Here is a 23,687-nt window from a genome sequence, read left to right as displayed (position 1 = left end):
ATTATGCAGGCCGTGCGGAGAGATGGCAGAGTGGTCGAATGCACCGGTCTTGAAAACCGGCATGGGTTTATAGCCCATCTAGGGTTCAAATCCCTATCTCTCCACCACTTATTTAATAAGTGTGTGGTAATTAAAGTATCATTCATTTAAATAGTTATTAGTACACTCTTACTTTTAACTTAGCAGTATCGGAGAGATGGCAGAGTGGTCGAATGCACCGGTCTTGAAAACCGGCATGGGTTTATAGCCCATCTAGGGTTCAAATCCCTATCTCTCCACCATATAACAAAATAGCCCGCTAATTTAGCGGGCTTTTTTGTGTTTGGAACAAAATCAGTGCACTTATACCAATCCGCAATAATACTTAATCATTTTGCGGGGCTAAACGTGTCGCTCCCTGCGTTAAAAAATTCTCATTTAGAACAACTAATAGCGGATTTTTTGCCTAGCTATCAACACGTTTTTCCGCCCTCAAAATAGACCACTTAATTAAGCGAATTGGTATTACATGTTTTATCTCTCATTAGTAAAATCTTAAAATCAGATAGAATTGCTCACACACCATCTTCTGCTGTTAAATAACGTTGATGTTCTCTTCCTTTTTTTGTTTTTAATAAAACTACCATCACAAAAATTTTAAATGAGTTGGAATGCACATATTAATGTGTGCTATTTTTAAACATTGGTGGATTAAAGGTATGCAAAATAGGATGTTGTGGCTCAAAGATGATCTAGATTCGAGAAAGTTAGTTGTATATCGTGCCGTCATGTTTTCGTTTATAGCGCTTTTTGTACTTTTTGTATTTCAACCTTTTGGCACTTCAAGCGATACCGAGTCTTACAAGTTTCTGCGGCTTTTTGGCTATGGGTTAGTAACCTTTTGTGCTTTGCTATTGTCAGGATTCATAGAAATAGTGTTACTTAAGTTTAAGCTAAGTAAATTAAGCCGTTTAATTATTATTCCTGTCACATATATTTTAATTACTGCGTTATTCAATCATGGGTATTTTGTGGTTGCTGTACTTGGGTCTTGGCATTGGCAGAATCAATTACTTTTTGTAGGGTATATTTTTTGTATTGGTGTATTTCCTCTTATTTTTTTACTTGTGGTAAATAGGCATGTAATAGATTTAACTAAGCCAAGTACAGTTAGCGTCGTTCAAGAGCAGTTGAGAGAAGTTGAATTAAAGACAATTACTCTTAAAGGCGATAATAAAAACGACGAAATTAACACGGCTCATCACCATATTTTATTTATTAAATCTTCAGACAACTATTGTGAAATAACAATACAGGAAGGAGCTTCAACTTCACGTAAACTATTACGTGTATCTCTTAGCGGTTTATTAAAGCAGCTTCCAGAAAATACAATTATATTACGATGCCACCGTTCTTATGCGGTCAACCTGCAAAACATTCAGCACTACAGTGGTAATGCTGGAGGGTTGCAATTATCGCTGCATACAATTGATATTAAAATACCGGTGTCTCGTTCTTATGTAAAAGTAATAAAAGATGCTTTGTCATTAATCCCAAAAACATGTTAATCCCCCCTAAAACATGGGCTTTATACCTCGTCTTGTAATTGAGACCTAATAAGTCGCTTTGTATTTTTACTATTGCGAAGATTAAGTTGAAATTTACAACTTAACGAGGAAAGTAGATATGAAATACGCTATCAAGGCACTTGTAATAATTTCTATATTTGTATTTTGCCACTATGTAATGAGGCAGTTTTGGGGAGAAGGTTGGTCTAGCTGGTTGTCTGAACTTGATAATCTAACTGGCATTTTATTTACCCCCGCTAAATATACTTTTTTATATGGACCGTTAGTTATTGCGGCTATTATTTTGTTTAAACAAAGTGAGCCTTTTGAATCTATAGGGCTTAATTCTTCTGGTTTTATTAACTATGCACTCGCAGCAATTATTTGTTGTGCTCCTATGGCAATAGGTTATGGATTTTTGAGTGATGAACTTAACCTATCAATACCAGCAATAATCACCGGCTCAGTTTATGCGGGTTTTTTTGAAGAGCTAATTTTTAGGGCTGCATTGTTTGGTGTTTTATTTAAATATTGTAGATGGGGCTTTGTGCCTGCGGCATTGATTAGTTCAGTAATATTTGGCCTGGGCCATATTTATCAAGGTAATGATGCGATTTCTGCATTGATGGCGGTTACGATCACTACTGTAGCAGGTACATGGTTTGCGTGGCTATATTGTGAATGTGGTTATCGTATTTGGTTTCCTATGTGGATGCATATTTTTATGAATGCAGCTTACGGAATATTTGGTATGTCGGGCGGCGCAGTAGGTGATCTACAAGGTAACTTATTTAAAGCAACAGCCATTGTGTTAAGTATTGTGTATGTTGAGATGCTAATTCGACGAGGAAAGCAGCGCGAAGTTACATTATCAAAATTATTTCAATGCACTAAAAGTGGCCTTTATACGCAACAAGCTTACTTAAATTGATTGGGAAACGACCATGCTAGAACTATTTATTGTAATAATTATATTTAGCTCACCCTTTTTGATTCTTACTATTACTAAACGTTATTTCACCTATAAAACTACAATAATGGCAGCGCAAGTAAAATTTAATGGACTGAATAATAATAAGATAACAAAATTAGAGGAACAAAGAGCGATGTTGAACAAAAGATTGGCAGTGCTAGAGGAAATAGTAACATCTCGCCACTTTGAGTTATCAAATAAAATAGCTCAGTTATAAGCACTTTGATAAGTATGACCCAAACGTATGAGCCTATTAATTTATTAATAGGCTCATACTGCAATAAGGTTTATTTTTAATCATAAATTACGACCATAGTCTCTATTTCTAAGCTTTAGATCTTGGTGCATGCTTAATACATTAAAATTTATACTCTGTATTAAGGATTATTAGATGAAACATCAACTCGCAAAAAGCGTCGCGCTTTCATTATTGTCCCCGGTAATTATTGGCAGCTTGTTAGGATTGTATTATGCACTAACGCTACAGGGTGATTTCTTATCCGTATTTTTTCAACTGTTGATGACTGCTATCTCAAATGCACATATTGTAGGCTTAACGATGGCGGCCTTTGTTGTGCCAGGGTATTTACTAATGTTTAAGTATTCTAAAGTTAATTATTCAGGTGTATTAACGCTTGGTTTGTTAGGTGGCGCTATATTTAGTTACTTATTAAGTGCCTCAACTGGCGAGATATTTTTGATTAATAGTGTTATGTCAGCATTTGCAGCCGGACTGTTTTTATTTGGTCTTCGCAAATCGGTAAAAAAATAATCGCAGCATTATTAACCAAGCACGCTGATAAACGGTGCGATTTCCTTTTTTTTACCTCCAAAAGGTTCCAATTTTTCACGACAAAGAGTACCTTTAGCTACTGTATGTTTAATAAGAAGTAGTTTGGTATGCAAAAGCACGATTTTTACCAGTCATTAGTTAAGCAAACTGAATCGCTGATAGCTGGTGAATCTAATGTAATTGCCAATTTGGCAAACATAAGCGCGCTGTTATTTACCTCTTTAGAAGATGTAAATTGGGCGGGCTTTTACTTTATGGATTCTCCTACTGAATTAGTACTTGGTCCGTTTCAAGGTAATCCTGCATGCATCCGTATTCCCGTTGGGAAAGGGGTATGTGGAACAGCTGCGGCAACCGCTGAAACACAATTAATTGAAGATGTTCACGCTTTTGACGGGCATATAGCCTGCGATGCAGCGTCTAACTCTGAAGTAGTTGTACCTATCATGAAACATGGTAAAGTATTCGCAGTACTAGACATTGATAGTCCAAGTATTGGCCGATTTGATGCTGATGATAAAGCTGGCCTTGTAGCATTAGTGAAATGCTTAGAGGCGAGCCTGTAATGAAAGATTTGCTAAATGTTCAAGACTACCTATTTGCTGTGCAAGATGTTGGCGACTGGGAAGGCGAAGAAGAGCATGTAGCGGAAACGCTCAATGATTTAATTCATATTGCATGGGATCGTCTTCCAGATGATTCAGAATGTGAATTTATTGATGAAACAATTAATGGTATTTGGGAACACCTTCGGGGTGATATGGCTGTAATAGAAGCCGATTTCGAAGAGTTGGTCGACTGGGTAACACACTACGTCGATTCGTCCCTTGATGAAAAGATGTGAAAAATAGGTTCTAAAATGGAAACCACAAACAAGCTAAAAGATATTAATGAAGTGTTGGAATTTTTATATCAAGAATTCCCACAATGTTTTAAACAAAAAGATGGCATCAAGCCGCTTAAAGTAGGTATTTTTAAAGATATTGCTGAGCGTATTGAAGGGTCTGAAAAAGTAAGTAAGACTCAAGTTCGTCAAGCGCTTAGAAAATACACGTCTAATTGGCGTTATTTAGAAGCTGTGACAAAGTCAGAGTTTCGTATTGATCTTGATGGTAATCAAGGTGAAAAAGTTGAGCAAGAGCATATCGACCATGCACAAAAAGCATTGGAAGAAAGCCGCGCTAAAATGGCAAAACGCAAAAAACAACAGCGTCCTCGCCAAGATTCTGATTCTAAATCTTTCAAGAAAAAACCAGCTCATGCTAGCAAAGCAGGCGATAAAAACGCACCTGCAGCTAACAAACCTGCTAAAGCAGCGCCAGTTAAACGTTCAGGAAAAATTGAACCTTTACCAGCAACTGAGGTCAAGGTTAATAATAAGGTTAAGGTTAAACTTGGCCAAGCACTTGTAAATGCAGTAATCACTGAAGTGAACAAAGATGACGTTCATGTTGAATTAGTGACAGGTATGCAAGTTAAAACCAAAGCTGACAGCTTATACATCGTTTAAGTTGTAAATAAATTAAGGAGTTGTGTATGAGTAAAAAGTTTACGCTCATTCCGTTAGTTGCTGCCCTGTTTTCAGGTTCATTATTTGCTGCTGTAGAAGCCGTTACAATTGACGATTTACCCCAGCTTAAGCAAGAGAGTCAACATGGTACTGCTAGCAAACGAGTGGCCAGCTTATTTGCTCGTTCACACTATACACCGGTTCGATTTAACGATGAGCTTTCTAGTAAAGTGTACGATCGTTATATCGAATCCCTTGATTTTAATAAAAGCGTTTTCTTAGCCAGCGATATTGCTTCTTTTGAGCAATATCGTGATGACTTTGATAACGCTATTACTACCGGTAAATTAGACTTTACGTTTGATATTTTTAACTTAAGTCTTAAACGCCGTTTTGAACGTTACGAGTATTCACTTACTTTACTTGAAAAAGAAATGACGTTTGATAAAGAAGATGAATACTTTTTTGACCGTGAAGATTCAGCATGGCCTGTGTCACAAGCTGAGCTTGATGAAATTTGGCGTGAGCGTGTAAAGTACGACGCACTGCGTTTAAAAATGACGGGTAAAGATTGGGAAGGCATTAAAGAAGTGCTGACCAAACGCTATAAAAATGCAGAAAAACGTTTAGTACAATCTAATTCAGAAGATGCTTTTCAAATTGTTATGAATTCGCTAGCACGTAGTATTGAGGCGCATACATCTTATTTATCGCCACGTCGTGCAGAGCAATTCAAAATGGATATGGATTTAGAGCTTGAGGGCATTGGTGCCGTACTAAGCCCTGATGAAGACTACACTGTTATTCGCAGCTTAGTGCCGGGAGGCCCTGCAGATAAAACAGATCAAATTAAAGCTGATGACCGCATTATTGGTGTTGCCCAAGATGGCGAAGAATTTGTAGACGTAATTGGCTGGCGTTTAGATGACGTAGTTGATTTAATTAAAGGTCCTAAAGGGACTAAAGTACGTCTACAGTATTTAAAAGGTGTTGACGCTCACGGCGCACCTAAAGTTGTTGAAATCACGCGTGATAAAATTCGACTTGAAGATAGAGCGGCTAAATCAGAAGTATTTGAAGCCAAATACTCTGATTTAACAAGTAAAGTTGGCGTGATTGAAATTCCAGGCTTTTACAATAATCTTTCGAAAGATGTAAAAGTTGAGCTGGCTAAGCTTAAAGAAGAAAAAGTTGATGGTATTATTATCGACTTACGCCAAAATGGTGGTGGTTCTTTATATGAAGCAACACAACTGTCTGGTTTGTTTTTTGACCAAGGTCCAGTTGTTCAAATTCATACCTTAAATAACCGTATTGAAGAGCAAAAAGATCGTGATGGTATAACTTATTACGACGGTCCTTTAACTGTTTTAGTTGACCGTTACAGTGCCTCTGCTTCTGAAATATTTGCAGCAGCTATGCAAGATTATGGTCGTGCAGTTATTATTGGCGAGCAAACTTTTGGTAAAGGTACAGTACAGCAGCACAAAGGCTTAGGCCGCGCTTACGATTTATACGATAATGCGCTGGGTAGCGTACAATATACGATTGCTAAGTTTTATCGTATTAACGGTGGTAGTACGCAACATAAAGGTGTGATCCCTGATATTTCGTTTCCATCAGCAATCGATCCTGCAGAGTGGGGCGAAAGTAAGCAAGATAATGCACTTCCTTGGGACAGCATTGTTAAAGCGAAATACAAAAAATTAGGTAATTTAACACCTATTATTACGTACCTTGAGAAACAACACGAAGTACGAATTAAATCAGAACCAGAATTTGGTTATGTATTTAATGACATTACCTTATACAACGAAGAGAAAGACCGTAAAACTATCTCTTTAGTTGAAGCTACGCGTATTAAAGAAAAAGATGAAGGTGAAGCACGTGCACTTGTACGTACTAACGAACGTCTTAAGCGTTTAGGTAAAGATCCGGTAGAAAACTTAGACGATTTACCTGAAGTAATTGAAGAGCTTGACCCATTTTTGGAAGAAGCTGCATTAATTACTCAAGATTATATTAATTATGGTCGTATAGCTAAGAAGTAACAACTGGTTTTACCTCTATAAAAAAGGCGCATTAGCGCCTTTTTTACTACCTAAAATTTACTAAATTGTTATAATATTTGATTACATAAAGTTGAGCTAGATCAATCATGCTCAATTAATGCGCTTTACGTGCTAAAAATAATAATTAAACACACAGTAAGTGTGTCTAGGAGTCTCTACTTTGAAGCTATTGGATGACAAACCAATCAAGCCCGCCTCGTTTTTTGATGCATTAATTCCTATCTCTGTATTAATTTGTTTACTTGGTGCTGCAGTTTACTTATTTGGTGATAACTCTTCATCAGGCCCTAACCAAATTGCACTTTTATTTGCTACTTTTGCAGCGGCTTTAATTGGGCTTAAAAACGGTTATACATGGAAAAAATTAGAACAAGCCATGATCGAAGGTATAACGCTTTCACTTGGCGCTATCCTAATTTTACTTATGGTAGGTGCGTTAATTGGCACTTGGCTACTTTCTGGAACTGTACCAACTTTAATTTATTATGGCTTGCAAGTTATAAACCCAAGTTGGTTTTATGCAGCGAGTTGTTTAATTTGTGGCATTGTAGCTATGAGTATAGGTAGTTCTTGGACTACTGCCGCTACGATAGGTGTTGCTTTATTAGGCGTTGCAACGGGTCTTGGACTTGAACAAACAGTTACAGCAGGCGCTGTTATATCTGGTGCGTACTTTGGTGATAAGTTAAGCCCGCTGTCAGAAACAACCAATCTAGCGCCAGCAGTTGTAGGCGCTGATTTATTTGAGCATATTCAACATATGCTGTGGACGACAGTACCAAGTTTTGTAATTGCACTGATTATATTTATATTCATGGGCTTTAACGCAACTGCTTCAAGCGAAGCGGGGCGCATTGATGAAATAACGGCTATTTTACAGCAAAACTTTAATATTGGTTTTGAAATGCTAATCCCGCTAATTGTACTTTTAGTTTTAGCGATTAAAAAAATGCCAGCCTTTCCTGCTATCTCTATCGGTGCTGTTGTGGGCGCTGTTTGGGCCATGTTGTTTCAATCTGATTTAATTGCTAGCCAAATTGATGTTTCTCAAGGGCAGCTAGTTGGCTATTTTAAGCTTGTTTGGACGACGTTTTTTGATGGTTTTAGCATAAGTACAGGCGATGACAAAATGGACTCCCTACTCAGTGGTGGCGGTATGTCCGGAATGCTTACAACCACATGGCTTATTATGACTGCACTGATGTTTGGTGCCATTATGGAAAAAACAGGCCTTTTGGATATTTTTGTTAAAAGCATACTTAAAATAGCTAAAAGTACGGGATCGTTAATTGCGGCAACAATAGCAACGTGTATTGGTACTAACGTGATAGCGGCCGATCAATATATTGCAATTGTTGTACCTGGTCGTATGTTTAAAGATGAATATGAAAAACGTGGTTTGAAGCCTGTTAACTTATCTCGTACATTGGAAGATGGCGGTACAATTACCAGCCCACTAATTCCATGGAACACGTGTGGCGCATATATGCAAAGCGTTTTACTAATAAATCCTTTTGATTATGCACTCTATGCTTTCTTTAACTTAATTAACCCTGTTTTAGCGGTGGTTTATGCCTACTTGGGCATTAAAATTTTACGTATTAAGCCAAAACAATCCGCCTAATTTTAAACTGCTCCTTTTAACTTAAAAGGAGCTGTTTTGGAGTATCTATGACTGAATCAAGTAAACCTCAAGCACAATATCTTAAAGACTATAAAGCTCCTGATTTTTTAATTGACCACACAGAGCTAACCTTTGACTTACAGCCATTATCAACCAAAGTAAGCTCTTTGCTAACGCTTACGCGTGTTGGTGATAAAAAAGCACCTTTAGTGCTTGATGGTATTGATTTACGCTTACTGTCTTTATCTATTGATACGGTTGATATAACTGATTATGAAATTATTGGCGAGCAGCTAATAATTAATAACCTACCGGATAGTTGCCAATTAAGTATTGTGACCGAGATATCGCCTGAGACGAATACTTCTTTAGAGGGTTTGTATTTATCTGGCGGTGCGTATTGTACACAGTGTGAAGCGCAGGGTTTTAGAAAGATCACCTATTACATGGATCGCCCTGATGTACTTGCCACGTTTGATGTAACTATTATTGCCGATAAAAAGTATCTACAACTTCTTTCTAATGGTAATCAAGTAGACAGTGGTGAAACACAAGATGGTCGTCATTTTGTGAAATGGCAAGACCCATTTAAAAAGCCGAGCTATTTATTTGCACTTGTAGCGGGCGATTTTGATGTTTTAAAAGATACGTACACGACTAAAAGCGGCAGAGATGTAGAATTAGCATTGTTTGTTGATAAAGGTAATTTATCTAAAACACCCCATGCTATTGCCTCACTCAAAAAGGCAATGCAGTGGGATGAAGAACGCTTTAATTTAGAGTATGACCTTGATATTTATATGATTGTAGCCGTCGATTTTTTCAACATGGGCGCGATGGAAAATAAAGGGCTAAACGTTTTTAACAGTAAATGCGTATTAGCTAATCAAGAAACAGCCACAGATAAAGACTACCATACGATTGAATCCATTGTAGGGCATGAGTACTTTCATAACTGGACAGGTAACCGAGTTACTTGTAGAGATTGGTTTCAGTTATCGCTAAAAGAAGGGTTAACTGTATTTAGAGACCAAGAGTTCAGTAGTGATTTAGGCTCTCGTGCACTTAACCGAATTGATGCGGTCAAAGTTATGCGTACGCATCAGTTTAGCGAAGATGCAGGCCCTATGGCTCACCCAATTCGCCCTGAGAAAGTTATTGAAATGAATAACTTTTATACAGTAACTGTATACGATAAAGGTGCTGAAGTTATCCGTATGATGCACACATTACTGGGTGAAACTAACTTTCAAAAAGGGATGACGCTTTACTTTGAGCGCCACGATGGGCAAGCAGTTACATGTGATGACTTTGTAAGTGCGATGAGCGATGCATCAGGTGTTGATTTAGAGCAATTTAAACAATGGTACAGCCAATCAGGTACACCGCGTTTAAATGCAATTCAAGAATTTGATAGCAGCTCAAATACATACACTTTGACAATCGAGCAAACAGCGCCAGCTAATCAGCCAGAGAATAAAAAGCTTCATATACCTTTTGCTATTGAACTACTTGATGCCAATGGACAAAGTATTGCTCTGCAATATAAAGGTAAAAAGCTAGATCATGTACTCGATGTAACTAATGCGACTCAAACATTTAGCTTTGATAATATTTTAGAAAAGCCTGTTGCGGTTTTACTCGAAGACTTTTCTGCTCCTTGTATTTTAAACCAGCAAACAACAGAGCCCGAACTATTGCATATTATGCGTTTTGCGCGCAGTGATTTTTCACGTTGGGATGCACAACAGCAGCTATTCATTAAGGCGATTAAATCTCAAATCACCGATGCAACGAATAGCGTATTAAGCAGCGAAATTATAAATGCGCTACGTGTACTTATAAACACCAAAGAGGGCGATTTAGCTTTAATTGCAGAGCTGTTTAAATTGCCGAGTTTTGACACGTTAGCTGCTGAATTTGATGTAATACCTGTAGATGACATTATTGAAATAACAGAAAAGTTTGAGCAACAAATTGCTGATGAACTTGCTGATGAGCTGCTTAGTTGTTACGAATCTCTTGAAGATGATGGCAGTATAAGTGCAAGCGCTGTTGCGAATCGTGCTTTAAAGCAAATATGTCTGCACTACCTTGCTAAAACACAAAGTCCAGAAGCTGTAACCTTTATTAAAGAAGCTGCAAGCTCGACTAATATGACTAATGTACTTGGTGCCCTAAGCGCTGTGGTAAAAGCTTCACACCCTGTTAGAGATGAGCTTTTGAGTCATTTTGATAGTCAGTGGCGTCATGATGTTTTAGTCATGGATAAGTGGTTTGCACTGCAAGCTATGCAATCAGGCAGTACTGCTATAGATGATATTAAGGCACTTTACGAACACCCGTGTTTTGATTTTTCAAATCCTAACCGTGTACGTGCACTTGTAGGAAGTTTTAGCCACTTTAATACAGCACAATTTCATCGAGCAGATGCTCAAGGCTATGCGTTATTAGGTGATTTATTAATAAAACTTAATGCAATTAATCCACAAAATGCATCTCGTATGTTAACACCGTTTATGTCGTGGAAGCGTTACGATGATGTACGCTCACAAGCAATGAAGCTGCAATTACAACGCTTAGCCAACTTAGATGGCCTAAGTGCTGACTTGTATGAAAAGGTTGAAAAAGCGCTCGCATAAATGATTGAGTATTATTTTACCTTAAGATTGAGCTATAACGAGTGCATGGATTACTACCATGGCCGTTTTAGCTCTTTACAAGTTGTAGAGGATGGCGGTAAAACAATTCGTTTTGCTGCTACGCATTTGAGGCCCTTCATTTCGAGCTTGGGTGTACGTGGCCGTTTTAGACTCTTATTAACCCCCGAAAACAAGTTCATCCGCCTAGAGCGAGTGGCCTGACACTCGGTTTTTATGTTATATATACATAAAAATATTGTATTTTTGTTAATTTCAATTTGTCCTATTGTTAAATTACGTGTATAAATTATCTGGTACGACGTCTTACCAATACGTAAGCGTTAACCAGAATAAGAAGTATATGACAGATTAGAGCGAGTATTTGTAATTTTACTGATTCGCTTCTATCGTTATGATTACACTAAAAACAATAACTTGATCACACAAAATGACCCGCGACAGGGGGGAACCAAAATGATAAGAAGATCGCTTTTTGTTAAAAATAGAATCGCTATAGGTTTAGCAGCCGCTAGTTTAGGTTTATCTGCAGCAAGTACTCAAGCTGTAACATTTGAAGCTGGAGGTTTTGATATTACCTTCGATTCAACCTTTTCATATGGGCAAAGTGTTCGCGTAGAAGACAGAGACTTTAACCTAATTGGCAAAAGTAATAACCCAGCATTTGATTGGACAGGATACAACCCAGCGCTAAGTAATACTATTTACTCATCACAAGATGTATGGGCACAACCGGGCTCTTACTCAAACAATGGTGATGCGGGTAATTTAAATTTTGATAGTGGTGACTCCTTCTCAAAACTATTGAAGGGCACACACGACCTTTCAATAAACAAAGATAACTACGGTTTGTTCACTCGCTTCATGTATTTTTATGACTTTGCGTTGATGGATGGCAATCATGCATATTCAAATCCTACATCAGGGCAGGGTGTTGATCCATGTGACGATAAAGACACCAAAGCACAAAGTTGTGCCGACATACGTTTATTAGACGCGTTTGTATGGGCCGATTTTGATTTAAATGATGGTAATAACCCTTTATCTGTCCGTTTAGGCCAGCAAGTAGTTAACTGGGGTGAAAGTACGCTTATATCTCATGGTATTAACGTAAACCCAGTTGATATAGATCGATTAAAAGCACCTGGCGCTGAGCTAAAAGAAGCATTTATACCAATCGGTATGCTTTGGGCATCGCTCGGAATTACTGAGAACATTACGCTTGAAGGTTTCTACCAATATCAATGGCAAGAAACACGTTTACCAGCAGCAGGTACATACTTTTCTACTAATGACTTTGCAGCAGAAAATGGTTATCAGCAGAATGTTCAATTAGGCTTTACGTCTAATCCTGATATTGATGTTGCTTTTTTAACGGATAGTTTAAATAACCTAACATCTGATTTTGCATTAGCAGCAGCTGCTCAAGGTATTGATCCTTCAAGTGCTGAAGGAAGCGCTTTATTAGCCCAAATGTATCTTGCTTACCCAACTAAGGTTGCATTAAAAGGCAAAGGGGATAATGGTAAAACAGAACCTGAAGATGGCGGCCAGTATGGTTTACGTTTAGGTGTGTTTTTACCTGAATTTAATGATACTGAAATTGCACTCTATCATGTGAATTACCATAGCCGTCGTCCGCTTATATCTGGTCGCGTATCAAACTTTTCACAAGCTGCAATTGCCCAAGATTTAGCGATGATCATGACGACAGAAATTACGTCAGATAATGTTGCTGATTTAACCGCTTTTTCTAAAGCTGAAAACGACTACCCAGAAGATATTAAACTATATGGTTTAAGTTTTAACACCACTATTGGTGAAACAGCCTTTGCGGGTGAGTTTGCGTTTCGTCAAGATGAACCACTGCAAATTGATGACGTAGAGTTACTTTACACAGCTATGCCTGAGCAATTGGCGCTTGCCGGTATTCGTCCTGATTTTGCGGGTATTTCGCAAATGAGTTTTGGCGATGCTATAAGCTCTGTTGGAGCGGGTGAAGTTGCTCAAGGCTATATAGAACGTGATACATCACAAATTCAATTCACGGCTACTCACTTATTTGGACCTTCATTAGGGGCTGATAGTTGGGCTGTTGTTGGTGAAGTGGGTGCTGTAAAAATTCATAACATGCCAGAATATGACGAAATGCGTTTAAATGTATCCGGTACTGGCCGTAGTGGCACAATTACAGGCCCAGGTACTAATGATTATTCAACATTGCAACTTGGTTTATCAAATGGCGCTGAAGAAAAATCATTCGCCACAGCATCTTCTTGGGGTTACCGCCTAATTGCTAAAGGTGATTATTTTAACCTTTACAAAGGTATTAACTTCTCTCCACGTTTTGTATTTTCTCATGACGTAAATGGTAATACACCAGATCCTATGTTCTTATTTATTGAAGATCGTAAATCTTTAGGTGCAACCATGAACTTTAACTACCAAAATGCGTGGTCACTTGATGTGAGCTATAACTCGTTTTGGGGCGGCGGCGATATTAATACTTTCTCGGATCGCGATTACGTTTCTTTTAACTTAAAATATTCTATTTAGGGGTAACATTATTATGATTAAAAAACCTACCCTCATCGCTACAGCTTTTTGTAGCTTGTTTGCAAGCAGCGCAGCTTTAGCTAAATTAAACGCTGATGAAGTTGCTCAATTAGGTCAAAATTTAACGCCAATGGGCGCAGAAAAAGCAGCTAATGCTGATGGCTCTATTCCAGAATGGAATAATGGCATTACAACAGCCCCAGCAGGTTATGAAGCTGGTATGCATCACCTTGACCCATTTACAGCTGATAAAGTGCTTTTCACTATTGATAAAAGTAATATTGAAAAGTACAAAGCTAATTTAAGTCCGGGTCAAATCGCTTTATTTGAAGCATATCCAGACACATTTAAAATGCCTGTGTATGAAACACGTCGTTCTGCGTCTTACCCTCAGTTTGTGTATGATGCGACTAAAAAGTTTGCACCGACTGCTGAATTAATCGAAGGCGGTAACGGTATTAAAAATACGGCGATTGGTATTCCTTTCCCTATTCCTAAAACGGGTTTAGAGGCAATTTGGAATCACTTATTACGTTACCGTGGCCAGTCTATTGAGCGTTTTGGTGGTCAAGCTGCACCGACTGCATCTGGTTCTTATAACTATGTTGGCTTTGATGAGCAGTTATTAGTTAAATACTCAGACCCTAGTGCAACACCAGCAGAGCTGCAAGACTCAAATATTTTGTTTAAGTTTAAACAAAGCGTTACAGAACCGGCTCGTTTAGCGGGTACTGCATTATTAGTTCATGAAACAATGGATCAAATATTAACGCCGCGTCAAGCATGGACTTATAACTCGGGACAACGTCGTGTTCGTCGTGCACCTAATGTTGCATATGATGCACCAGGCACAGCTGCAGATAGCCTGCGTACTACCGATGATTTTGATATGTTTAATGGCTCGCCAAATCGTTACAACTGGACACTAAAAGGCAAGCAAGAGTTATATATACCTTACAACAGCTATAAACTTCATAGTGATAAGCTAGAGTACGATGATATTTTAATGCCTGGCCATATTAACCCAGAACATACACGTTACGAAAAACACCGTGTTTGGGTTGTTGAAGCTAACTTAAAAAATGATACACGTCATATCTATAAAAAACGTGTGTTTTACATCGATGAAGATAGCTGGCAAGTACAGGTTACTGATATTTATGATAACCGCGACCAACTTTACCGTGTAGCAATGGCTTATGGCCTTAACTACTACGAAGTACCTACACAGTGGAGTACGCTTGAGGTTTATCATGATTTGAATTCTCGTCGTTATTTAGCAATTGGTTTAGATAACCAAGAAAAAATGTACGATTTTTCACAGTCATTTAACGATAACGAATTTACTTCAAGCGCTTTACGTCGCGCAGGTAGATAGTATTAAACTAGGCATTTAACAATTTGTTAAGTGCCTTTTCCTTTCTCATCGCGTTTGTCTTACAGCGCGCAACGCTTTCCCCAGTAAAAAGACAAACAACTCTCTCGTACAAGGCGATTAAAATTTATGAAGTATTTGGTATATGCCAGCCTGATAATAAGCGGTGCGAGTGTTGCACAAGAAGCCCCTAACAATGCAATCAGTGCAACAAATGCAGCTAAAACCTTACTCACCGACATAACCAACACAGGCAATAGTCTAATTGCAGTAGGTAAACACGGTACTGTTATTAAAAGTATCTCGGGTGATAAATGGCAACAAGCTGAGCTAGTCCCAACTCAAGTGCTATTAACTGCCGTTGATTTTAGTAATGAAAATAATGGATGGGCGTGTGGCCACGATGCAACAATAATAAATACTACTGACGGTGGTATTAATTGGCAACTACAACAAGCACAACCAAAATTAGACAAACCATGTTTAGATATTCTATTTGAAGATGATTTAAAAGGTTTTGCAGTGGGCGCATATGGCATGTTTTATCAAACCACCGATGGTGGTAAACATTGGCAAAAACGCTTTTTAGATTCGCTATTATTTAGTGATGATCGTGATTACTTGAACGATTTAAAAGAAAATGACCCCGAAGGATACGAAGCCGAAACTGCTTCAATTTTACCGCACTTTAATCGAATCGAAAAAACAGATAATGGTTTAATGCTGGTTGGTGAGATGGGCTTGATGGCCAGAAGCATTGATGATGGTCAAACTTGGCAAAGGATAGAAGAAATTTATCCTGGTTCATTCTTTGCAGTTGCATCAGATAGCACACAAGAAATTGTGGCAGGGCTTCGAGGTAATGTTTTTGCAAAGCAAAATGGTGAACAGCAGTGGCAGCATTTCGAAAATGTAAAAACAGCGACGATTAACAACATTATTAATTATAATAACAAACAATGGCTTATGCTTGCCAACAGTGGCGTTATTTTTCATCTTCAAGATGGGTTACTCACCCACGAGCAGCTTGCTGACGGTAAAGCGATTCTTGATGGTGTAATTTTAGATAACAGGCTGATCATGGCTACAGAAGATGGCATTAAAGTGAAGGAGTTAACCCCTTAATGCATAAACTACTCGATTTTATTGAAAAGGCGATTTTTAGACATCGCTTAATTATGCTTATAAGTTTTGCACTTATAACCTGTTTACTTGTATTCAAAGCGACTCAAATTCAATTAGATGCATCGTTTAATAAAAATATCCCGTTAAACCACGATTATATGAAAGTGTATACCAAGCATGAAAAGCAGTTTGGTGGTGCAAACAGTATTTTGATTTCAGTGTGTGATGACAGTGGTGATATATTTAATCCAGAGTTCTTTACTCAATTAAAAGCGGTTCACGATCAGCTTTATTTCATTCCTGGCGTAAATCGTCCATTAGTTAACTCAATATTTTCACCCAGTGCTCGTTTTGTTGAAGTAGTGGAGGATGGCTTTGCCGGTGGCCCAATTATTCCTGCTAACTTTAAAGCAGATAAGCGTGGTTTAGGTGTAGTAAAGGAAAACATTGAAAAAGCAAAAGTTGTAGGACGTATGATTGCCAGCGATTATTCGTGTGCAATGGTAACTGCTCAACTTTTAGAAACTGATCCTCAAACACAACAAAAATTAGACACATTAGCTTTTGCGCAAAAGCTAGAAAGTGATTTAAGAGAGCCTTTAAGTACGGACAAAGTAAGTATTCATATTATTGGCTTTGCAAAAATGGCTGGTGATATAGCTGAAGGTGCAAAAGGGGTGGTTGTATTTTTTGCCATTGCTATCGCTTTTACCTTTATTATGGTTTGGCTATTTTGTGGCAGTTTAAAGCTGACTATTTTGCCTATTGCATGTTCCATTATTGCTGTTATTTGGCAATTAGGCCTGCTTTCAAGTTTAGGTTTTGGCCTAGACCCTATGTCTATTTTGGTACCGTTTTTAGTATTTGCTATTGGTGTAAGCCATGGTGTGCAGATGATAAATGCGATTGGTAAAAAAGTAGGTGAAGGTAAAACAACACGTATTTGTTGTCAGTCAAGTTTTAGGGCTTTATTAGTGCCAGGCGGTATTGCACTGCTTTCAGACACAGTAGGCTTCTTAACATTACTTACCATCGATATTGGTATTATCCGTGAACTTGCCATTACAGCGAGTTTAGGTGTAGCAGTAATTATATTTACAAATTTAATCTTATTGCCAGTTTGGGCTTCGTACATGAACTTTGAAAACAGTGTACATATTCAATCTGGTGATGCAGCAAAACCAAACATGCTCGATAAAATCCGCGACTTACTTGTTAAAGCGACTGATCCTAAAGTAGCTAAAATGATTATTGGTTTTACACTTGTTCTATTTGCTTTAGGTTACTGGCAAGCAGATAAAATGCGTATAGGTGACTTACATGCAGGCGCGCCATCACTGCATCAAGATGCCCGTTATAATCAGGATACATTCTTAATATCTGATAAATATACTATCTCGTCTGATATCTTAAAGGTAATTGTAGAAGCATATCCTGCAGCATGTACTGAGCATGATGTGATGGATCGTATAAGCCGTTTTCAATACAAAGTAGAGAATGTAGCAGGTGTGCAGTCTGCTGTAAGTTTGAGCTCTGTAGCTCAATCGGTTAACGCAGGCTACAACGAAGGCAATTTGAAATGGCAAAGCTTGCCACGAAATTCAGCAAGTTTAGTTCAGTCAACGTCTCGAGTTGAAACTAGTACAGGTTTACTTAACGGTGATTGTTCAGTTATGCCAGTGATTATATTTTTAGATGATCATAAAGCACAAACTATCGATACTGTGATTAAAAGTGTTAAGCAATTTGCACAAGAAGAGGGCACTGATAAATTAGCATTTAAACTAGCGTCAGGACCTGTTGGCGTAATGGCAGCGACTAATGAGTCAGTTGCAGAAGCGCAAATACCAATGATGCTTTATGTTTATGGTGCCGTTATCATCTTATGTTTAATGAGCTTTAGAAGCGTAAAAGCAACGATTGCTGTGGTATTGCCGCTTTATATCGTATCAACACTTGCACAAGCACTTATGGTGCAATTAGAAATAGGCTTAACCGTTTCTACTTTGCCAGTTATTGCTCTAGGAGTAGGTATTGGGGTCGATTACGGTATTTATATACTGTCGTCGATGATGGGGCAGCTTAAGCAAAATGTACCATTAAGTGTTGCTTATCGAAATGCGCTTGTTGAACGTGGAAGTGCGGTTCTATTTACCGGTATTACACTTGCGATTGGTGTGAGTACGTGGATATTCTCAGATCTTAAATTCCAAGTTGATATGGGTATACTGTTAACCTTCATGTTTTTAGTAAATATGTTAGGTGCAGTGTTGTTATTACCCGCTATTGGTAGCCTTCTCTGGACTGACCAGAAAAAATAATGTGAATAATTTTGCTCCTAAATGGCCTGTAAAGGCCATTTATATCTACAATTTGTGAATAGATGACCAAATAGCTGAAATGCTTAAAATGTTTTCATCGAAAAGGCTGTTTATTAGCTGTAAAAGGGTTAGAATTTAATTGACTCCACGCTAATGAATAGCTGTACAAATTCCTGCTCCTGAGCAGTAATAGATTAAGGAACATACAATGACACGAAATGAAGGCCAAGCCTCGGTTATCCTAGATAATGTCTGCAAGCTGATCCAGAAAAAAGTTCGCGCTGATAATGTGTTACTCGTTGAGAAATTCGCCAAAGCCTTGTACAGCAATATGTCTAAAGAGGATTTGGCAAACCGCAACGATAGTGACCTATATGGCGCAGCATTAAGCCTTTGGAACTCGCTAGAAAAAAATACTACCGACGACGCTGTTATCCGCGTTTTCAACCCTGAAGTGGCAAAAGATGGCTGGCAGTCATCACATACAATCGTAGAGATTATTACTAAAGACATGCCGTTTTTAGTTGATTCTGTTCGTATGGCCATGACTCGTGAAAATATCGCCTCTCACTTATTACTTCACTGCCCATTAAAAATTAAGCGCGATGAAAACGCTAAAATTTCTGGATTATCAAATTTAAAAGCAGAGCAAGAATCCTCATCTACTAAAACAGTATTTTTTATTGAAATTGACCGTCAAACAGATTCTTCTGTGATTGAGTCTTTCAAGAAAGAGTTAGAGTCGGTTCTTGTTGATGTGTCAGTTGCTGTTGATGATTGGCAGCCAATTCGTAAAAAATTGATTGCAGTAACCAAAGAGTTACCTAAACGTCATCATAATAAAACGACAGAAGAAGTTTCAGAAACAACTGAGTTTTTAGATTGGTTAGCGAAAGATAACTTTACCCTAATGGGTTACCGTGAATATGAGCTAAGCCCAGTTCAAGGTGATTACCAATTAAAAGGTAAAATGGAATCAAGCCTTGGCTTGATGAAAAACTCTACTGAAGAACACACACGATTATTATCAGAATTACCAGAAGTTGCTCGCCAAGAAGCACGCAGCAGCAACCTACTGATCTTGACAAAAACAAACTCTGTTTCTCGCGTTCACCGTCCAGCCTACATTGATTACGTAGGTATTAAGCGTTTTGACGATGAAGGCAATGTAATTGGTGAAGACCGCTTTATTGGTTTGTTCTCATCAAGCTTTTACAATAATAGTGCTACTGATGTGCCTGTTTTAAAAAGTAAAATTAACCGCATTATGGAAATGTGTGATTTTGCTAAAGGTACACACGCTTACAAAGCTGTTTTAAATATTTTAGAAACCTACCCACGTGATGAGCTAGTTCAAGCGCGCGAAAGTGAGCTACTTGAAGTTGCTATGGGTGTTTTACAAGTACAAGAGCGCGATATGTGTCGCTTGTTTGTACGTAAAGATGCGTATGGTCGCTTTTTATCTTGCATGGTTTATGTTCCTCGCGAACGCTATAACACGGCTCTTCGTCGTGAAACGCAAGATATATTAGCTAATGCATTTAATTCTGACGATAAAGTCGAATTTACTACTTATTTCTCTGAGTCAACACTGGCGCGTACTCATTACACCGTTCGTGTGACCGACAACAAGATCGAATATAACGTGAAAGACATCGAAAACAATTTAGTAGAAGCTGCACGTACGTGGGAAGATAAACTTCAATCTGCACTTTTAGAGTCTGCGGGTGAAGCACGTGGTAACGATTTAAATCGTAAATACTGTAATGCGTTTGCACGCTCATACAAAGATGAAGTGCTTCCAAGTGCTGCGGTTGTTGATATTGAAAAGTTAGAACTACTTAGCGATGAAAACAAGCTAGAAATGCTGTTCTACCGTCCTCAAGAAGAAGCAAACAGTAATATTGTACGATTAAGCTTATTCCATAAAGATGAGCCAATTCACTTATCTGATGTTATGCCAATGCTTGAAAACTTTGGTCTGCGCGTTGTTGGTGAAACACCATATTCAGTTAAAACTAGCGATGGTCGTATTAACTGGATCATGGACTTCTCGATGCTTATTGACAGCAAAGGGATGGCAGACTTTGATAAAATTTCAGCACGTTTTCGCGCTGCATTAACAAATGTGTGGGGCAACCGCCTTGAAAATGATGGTTTTAACCGTTTAGTGTTAATGGGTGGCCTAACTGGCCGCGAAGCCTCTATTTTACGTGCTTACGCTAAGTACATGCGTCAAATTGGTGTAACGTTCTCACAAAGTTACATTGAAAGCACATTTGCAAATTATCCAAACATTGCAGCGCAAATTGTTAATTTATTTGCTAAAAAGTTCTCAGTTAAGAGCCCAGCAAGTGCTAAAACACTTGAAAAGTTAAGTACGCAAATTTACTTAGAACTTGAAAATGTAGCAAACCTTGATGATGACCGCATTATACGTTTATACGTAGATATGATTGTTGCGACGCTACGAACTAACTATTTCCAAAAAGATGATGCAGGTCAGTTTAAGTCTTATGTCTCGTTTAAAATACAGCCTAGCTTAATTCCTGATGTACCACTTCCACTTCCTGCGTTTGAGATTTTTGTATACTCTCCGCGCGTTGAAGGTGTGCATTTACGTTACGGTAAAGTAGCGCGTGGTGGTCTGCGTTGGTCTGACCGTCGTGAAGATTTCCGTACTGAAGTACTTGGCTTAGTTAAAGCTCAACAAGTTAAAAATACAGTAATTGTACCTGTTGGTTCTAAAGGTGGTTTTGTATGTAAACAATTACCTAGTGAGCGCGAAGCGTTTATAAAAGAAGGCCAAGAGTGTTACAAAATCTTTATCCGTGGTCTTCTAGATATTACAGATAACATAGAGCGCGGTGAAGTAGTCCCAGCTCGCGATGTTGTTCGCCACGATGAAGATGATGCTTACTTAGTGGTTGCAGCCGATAAAGGAACCGCTACTTTCTCTGATATCGCAAACGGCATAGCTAATGAATACAATTTCTGGCTAGGTGATGCATTCGCATCAGGTGGCTCGGTTGGTTACGATCATAAGAAAATGGGTATTACAGCTAAAGGCGCATGGGAGTCAGTTAAACGACATTTCCGTGAAATGGATATCGATTGTCAAACTACCGACTTTACGGTAGTTGCAATTGGCGATATGGCTGGTGATGTATTTGGTAATGGTATGTTGTTATCTAAGCATATTCGTTTACAAGTTGCCTTTAACCATATGCACATTTTTGTTGATCCTAACCCAGATGCTACTACTTCTTACCCAGAGCGCGAACGTTTATTTAATATGCCGCGTTCATCGTGGGAAGATTACAATAAAGAGTTAATTTCTGCCGGTGGTGGTGTTTTCTCTCGTGCTGCTAAATCAATTACGCTCAGCCCAGAAATGAAAAAAATGTTGGGTACTAAAAAAGCAAGTATGACCCCAAATGAGTTAATGAAAGCTTCATTGATGATGGAGTTCGATTTACTGTGGAATGGCGGTATTGGTACGTACATTAAAAACTCTAAAGAAACTGATGCAGATGTAGGGGATCGTGCAAACGATGCACTACGTATCAATGGTAGAGATTTAGGCGCTAAAATAATTGGTGAGGGCGGTAACTTAGGTGCAACTCAATTAGGTCGTGTTGAATTTGCAGCTAAGGGTGGTCGTGTTAATACTGACTTTATTGATAACGTAGGGGGCGTTGCCTGTTCAGATAACGAAGTTAACATTAAGATTTTACTTAATGGCTTGGTTGCTGAAGGTGACTTAACACGTAAACAACGTGATGAGCTACTTTATTCAATGACAGATGAAGTATCTGAATTAGTATTAAAAGACTGTTACCGTCAAACACATACTATTTCAATTACGCAGTCTAAAGGTACTTCAACGCTTAAAGAAAAGATTCGTTTTATTCATGCACTTGAAAAAGATGGCAAGTTAAACCGTGCTATTGAGTTTATTCCAAGCGATGAAGAATTGGCAGAACGTGCAGCCGCAGGTAAAGACTTAACTCGCCCTGAGCTTTCAGTGCTAGTGTCTTACGCAAAAATGGTATTAAAAGAGTCTTTAGTAAGTGATGAAATTACTGAAAACCCTTACTATCGTCAATTGCTTGTGAAGTCATTCCCACGTCCTCTACGTGAGAAGTTTAACGATGCGATGAACAACCATCCACTTCGTAAAGAAATTATTGCAACCAAACTTGCTAACAGCATTGTTAACGATATGGGTTTAAACTTCATGGTACGTATGCATGAAGAAACCGGTGCCAACGAAGCTGAAATTGCAATGTGTTACTCAATTGCTAGCGAAATATTTGAAATGCGCGATACATGGTCGTCTATCAGCGCACTGGATAATAAAATACCAGCAGCGGTACAAACTGAAATGCTTTACCAACTTCGTCGTACTGTTCGTCGTACTACGCGTTGGTTCTTACGTCATCGTAATAAGTCACAAACGATTGAACAAGGAATTGAATTCTTTGCGCCAACATTTAAAGATTTAAGCGATAATTTAAATACGTACATGATTGAAAAAGAAAATGACCGTATTGTAATTGAAGCTAATAAGTTAATTGATGCCGGCGTTCCTGCAGATATAGCTAAGCGTATTGTTTCGTTATCAAGCTTATTCTCTGTGATGGATTTAGCTGAAGTTGCTAATAATTCAGGTAAGAGTATTTCGATGGTATCGAATACTTACTTTAAACTAGGCGCGAGAATGGGTCTGCATTGGTTCTTAGAGCAAATAACTAAGCAACCAGTAGCAAATCATTGGCAAGCACTTGCTCGTTCATCTTACCGTGAAGAGCTTGATTGGCAGCAACGTACGTTATCTGAAGTGGTGCTAAATAGCTTTGAAGGTGACGAGAGCGATGTTGATAGTCAAATAGATGAGTGGATGGATAGCCAAGATTTATTACTTCAGCGTTGGAAACAAATGTTGGCTGAGTTTAAAACATCACAAAGCCATGACTTTGCTAAGTTCTCAGTTGCACTTCGTGAACTTATGTTATTAAGTCACAACTGTGATACATCAGGAAAATAATTTAGCTTTAATCAGTTATTTGTTTAGTAAATAAATAACTGATTGTTAAAATTGTTATACAATACCTTAGCCTTGTCTGAG

16 protein-coding genes and 2 tRNA genes are annotated in these 23,687 nt (G+C 38.3%); all 18 read left to right on the top strand.

Annotation, left to right across the window (positions count from 1 at the left end; translation table 11 throughout):
• Positions 1–16: 16 nt before the first annotated feature.
• A tRNA-Ser gene (locus I6F47_RS03920) sits at positions 17–107 on the top strand.
• An 83-nt stretch (positions 108–190) separates the two neighbouring features.
• Positions 191–281: transfer RNA gene (locus I6F47_RS03915), tRNA-Ser, on the top strand.
• 369 nt (positions 282–650) lie between these two features.
• Entirely contained in the window at positions 651–1,547 is an 897-nt protein-coding gene (locus I6F47_RS03910) for a LytR/AlgR family response regulator transcription factor (protein WP_231609159.1), read from the top strand.
• 118 nt (positions 1,548–1,665) lie between these two features.
• Positions 1,666–2,478 (top strand): CPBP family intramembrane glutamic endopeptidase, encoded by an 813-nt coding sequence (locus I6F47_RS03905; protein WP_197183361.1) that lies wholly within the window; start codon positions 1,666–1,668, stop codon positions 2,476–2,478.
• Positions 2,479–2,491: 13 nt separating this feature from the next.
• Positions 2,492–2,737: a hypothetical protein gene (locus tag I6F47_RS03900; protein ID WP_101216248.1), complete on the top strand. Its 246-nt coding sequence runs from the start codon at positions 2,492–2,494 to the stop codon at positions 2,735–2,737.
• A 174-nt stretch (positions 2,738–2,911) separates the two neighbouring features.
• Positions 2,912–3,292: a hypothetical protein gene (locus I6F47_RS03895; RefSeq protein ID WP_007586920.1), complete on the top strand. Its 381-nt coding sequence runs from the start codon at positions 2,912–2,914 to the stop codon at positions 3,290–3,292.
• A gap of 128 nt (positions 3,293–3,420) precedes the next feature.
• Entirely contained in the window at positions 3,421–3,879 is a 459-nt protein-coding gene (locus tag I6F47_RS03890; protein WP_197183360.1) for a GAF domain-containing protein, read from the top strand.
• Complete coding sequence (locus tag I6F47_RS03885; protein ID WP_002961910.1) at positions 3,879–4,157, top strand: hypothetical protein; 279 nt, start codon at positions 3,879–3,881, stop codon at positions 4,155–4,157. The genes I6F47_RS03890 and I6F47_RS03885 overlap by 1 nt, the downstream gene beginning before the upstream one ends.
• Positions 4,158–4,172: 15 nt before the next feature.
• Positions 4,173–4,823, top strand: coding sequence for an RNA chaperone ProQ (gene proQ, locus I6F47_RS03880; RefSeq protein WP_007586916.1), 651 nt, complete (start codon positions 4,173–4,175; stop codon positions 4,821–4,823).
• Between the two features lie 26 nt (positions 4,824–4,849).
• Positions 4,850–6,874, top strand: coding sequence for a carboxy terminal-processing peptidase (prc, locus tag I6F47_RS03875; protein WP_007586913.1), 2,025 nt, complete (start codon positions 4,850–4,852; stop codon positions 6,872–6,874).
• A 181-nt stretch (positions 6,875–7,055) separates the two neighbouring features.
• Entirely contained in the window at positions 7,056–8,519 is a 1,464-nt protein-coding gene (gene nhaC, locus I6F47_RS03870) for a Na+/H+ antiporter NhaC (protein ID WP_007586912.1), read from the top strand.
• Positions 8,520–8,566: 47 nt separating this feature from the next.
• The gene (gene pepN / locus I6F47_RS03865) at positions 8,567–11,161 is read left to right on the top strand and encodes an aminopeptidase N (RefSeq protein WP_101216250.1); all 2,595 of its coding nucleotides are present in this window, start codon (positions 8,567–8,569) and stop codon (positions 11,159–11,161) included.
• On the top strand, positions 11,162–11,383 hold the full coding sequence (locus tag I6F47_RS03860; protein WP_010552655.1) for a DUF2835 family protein: 222 nt from the start codon (positions 11,162–11,164) through the stop codon (positions 11,381–11,383).
• Positions 11,384–11,635: 252 nt separating this feature from the next.
• Positions 11,636–13,735 (top strand): DUF1302 domain-containing protein, encoded by a 2,100-nt coding sequence (locus I6F47_RS03855; RefSeq protein ID WP_197102968.1) that lies wholly within the window; start codon positions 11,636–11,638, stop codon positions 13,733–13,735.
• A gap of 13 nt (positions 13,736–13,748) precedes the next feature.
• Positions 13,749–15,113, top strand: coding sequence for a DUF1329 domain-containing protein (locus I6F47_RS03850; protein ID WP_197183359.1), 1,365 nt, complete (start codon positions 13,749–13,751; stop codon positions 15,111–15,113).
• Between the two features lie 126 nt (positions 15,114–15,239).
• Entirely contained in the window at positions 15,240–16,235 is a 996-nt protein-coding gene (locus I6F47_RS03845; protein ID WP_165721953.1) for a WD40/YVTN/BNR-like repeat-containing protein, read from the top strand.
• Positions 16,235–18,556, top strand: a complete 2,322-nt coding sequence (locus I6F47_RS03840; protein WP_197183358.1) for an efflux RND transporter permease subunit — start codon at positions 16,235–16,237, stop codon at positions 18,554–18,556. Before I6F47_RS03845 ends, I6F47_RS03840 begins: the two co-directional genes overlap by 1 nt.
• A 208-nt stretch (positions 18,557–18,764) precedes the next feature.
• The gene (locus I6F47_RS03835) at positions 18,765–23,606 is read left to right on the top strand and encodes an NAD-glutamate dehydrogenase (RefSeq protein ID WP_197117654.1); all 4,842 of its coding nucleotides are present in this window, start codon (positions 18,765–18,767) and stop codon (positions 23,604–23,606) included.
• Positions 23,607–23,687 lie beyond the last annotated feature (81 nt).

Origin of the sequence: Pseudoalteromonas sp. NZS37 (assembly GCF_015864265.1) — a bacterium.
Taxonomy (GTDB): domain Bacteria; phylum Pseudomonadota; class Gammaproteobacteria; order Enterobacterales; family Alteromonadaceae; genus Pseudoalteromonas; species Pseudoalteromonas arctica.
Note: the sequence above shows the minus strand (reverse complement) of the source record. Positions and strands in the feature narration are given on the sequence as shown.

Excerpts from the sequence above, each read along its gene's own strand:
- I6F47_RS03910 (WP_231609159.1), top strand. The coding sequence starts at position 651 with ATGCACATATTAATGTGTGCTATTTTTAAACATTGGTGGATTAAAGGT.
- I6F47_RS03905 (WP_197183361.1), top strand. The coding sequence starts at position 1,666 with ATGAAATACGCTATCAAGGCACTTGTAATAATTTCTATATTTGTATTT.
- I6F47_RS03900 (WP_101216248.1), top strand. The coding sequence starts at position 2,492 with ATGCTAGAACTATTTATTGTAATAATTATATTTAGCTCACCCTTTTTG.
- I6F47_RS03895 (WP_007586920.1), top strand. The coding sequence starts at position 2,912 with ATGAAACATCAACTCGCAAAAAGCGTCGCGCTTTCATTATTGTCCCCG.
- I6F47_RS03890 (WP_197183360.1), top strand. The coding sequence starts at position 3,421 with ATGCAAAAGCACGATTTTTACCAGTCATTAGTTAAGCAAACTGAATCG.
- I6F47_RS03885 (WP_002961910.1), top strand. The coding sequence starts at position 3,879 with ATGAAAGATTTGCTAAATGTTCAAGACTACCTATTTGCTGTGCAAGAT.
- proQ (WP_007586916.1), top strand. The coding sequence starts at position 4,173 with ATGGAAACCACAAACAAGCTAAAAGATATTAATGAAGTGTTGGAATTT.
- prc (WP_007586913.1), top strand. The coding sequence starts at position 4,850 with ATGAGTAAAAAGTTTACGCTCATTCCGTTAGTTGCTGCCCTGTTTTCA.
- pepN (WP_101216250.1), top strand. The coding sequence starts at position 8,567 with ATGACTGAATCAAGTAAACCTCAAGCACAATATCTTAAAGACTATAAA.
- I6F47_RS03860 (WP_010552655.1), top strand. The coding sequence starts at position 11,162 with ATGATTGAGTATTATTTTACCTTAAGATTGAGCTATAACGAGTGCATG.
- I6F47_RS03855 (WP_197102968.1), top strand. The coding sequence starts at position 11,636 with ATGATAAGAAGATCGCTTTTTGTTAAAAATAGAATCGCTATAGGTTTA.
- I6F47_RS03850 (WP_197183359.1), top strand. The coding sequence starts at position 13,749 with ATGATTAAAAAACCTACCCTCATCGCTACAGCTTTTTGTAGCTTGTTT.
- I6F47_RS03845 (WP_165721953.1), top strand. The coding sequence starts at position 15,240 with ATGAAGTATTTGGTATATGCCAGCCTGATAATAAGCGGTGCGAGTGTT.
- I6F47_RS03840 (WP_197183358.1), top strand. The coding sequence starts at position 16,235 with ATGCATAAACTACTCGATTTTATTGAAAAGGCGATTTTTAGACATCGC.
- I6F47_RS03835 (WP_197117654.1), top strand. The coding sequence starts at position 18,765 with ATGACACGAAATGAAGGCCAAGCCTCGGTTATCCTAGATAATGTCTGC.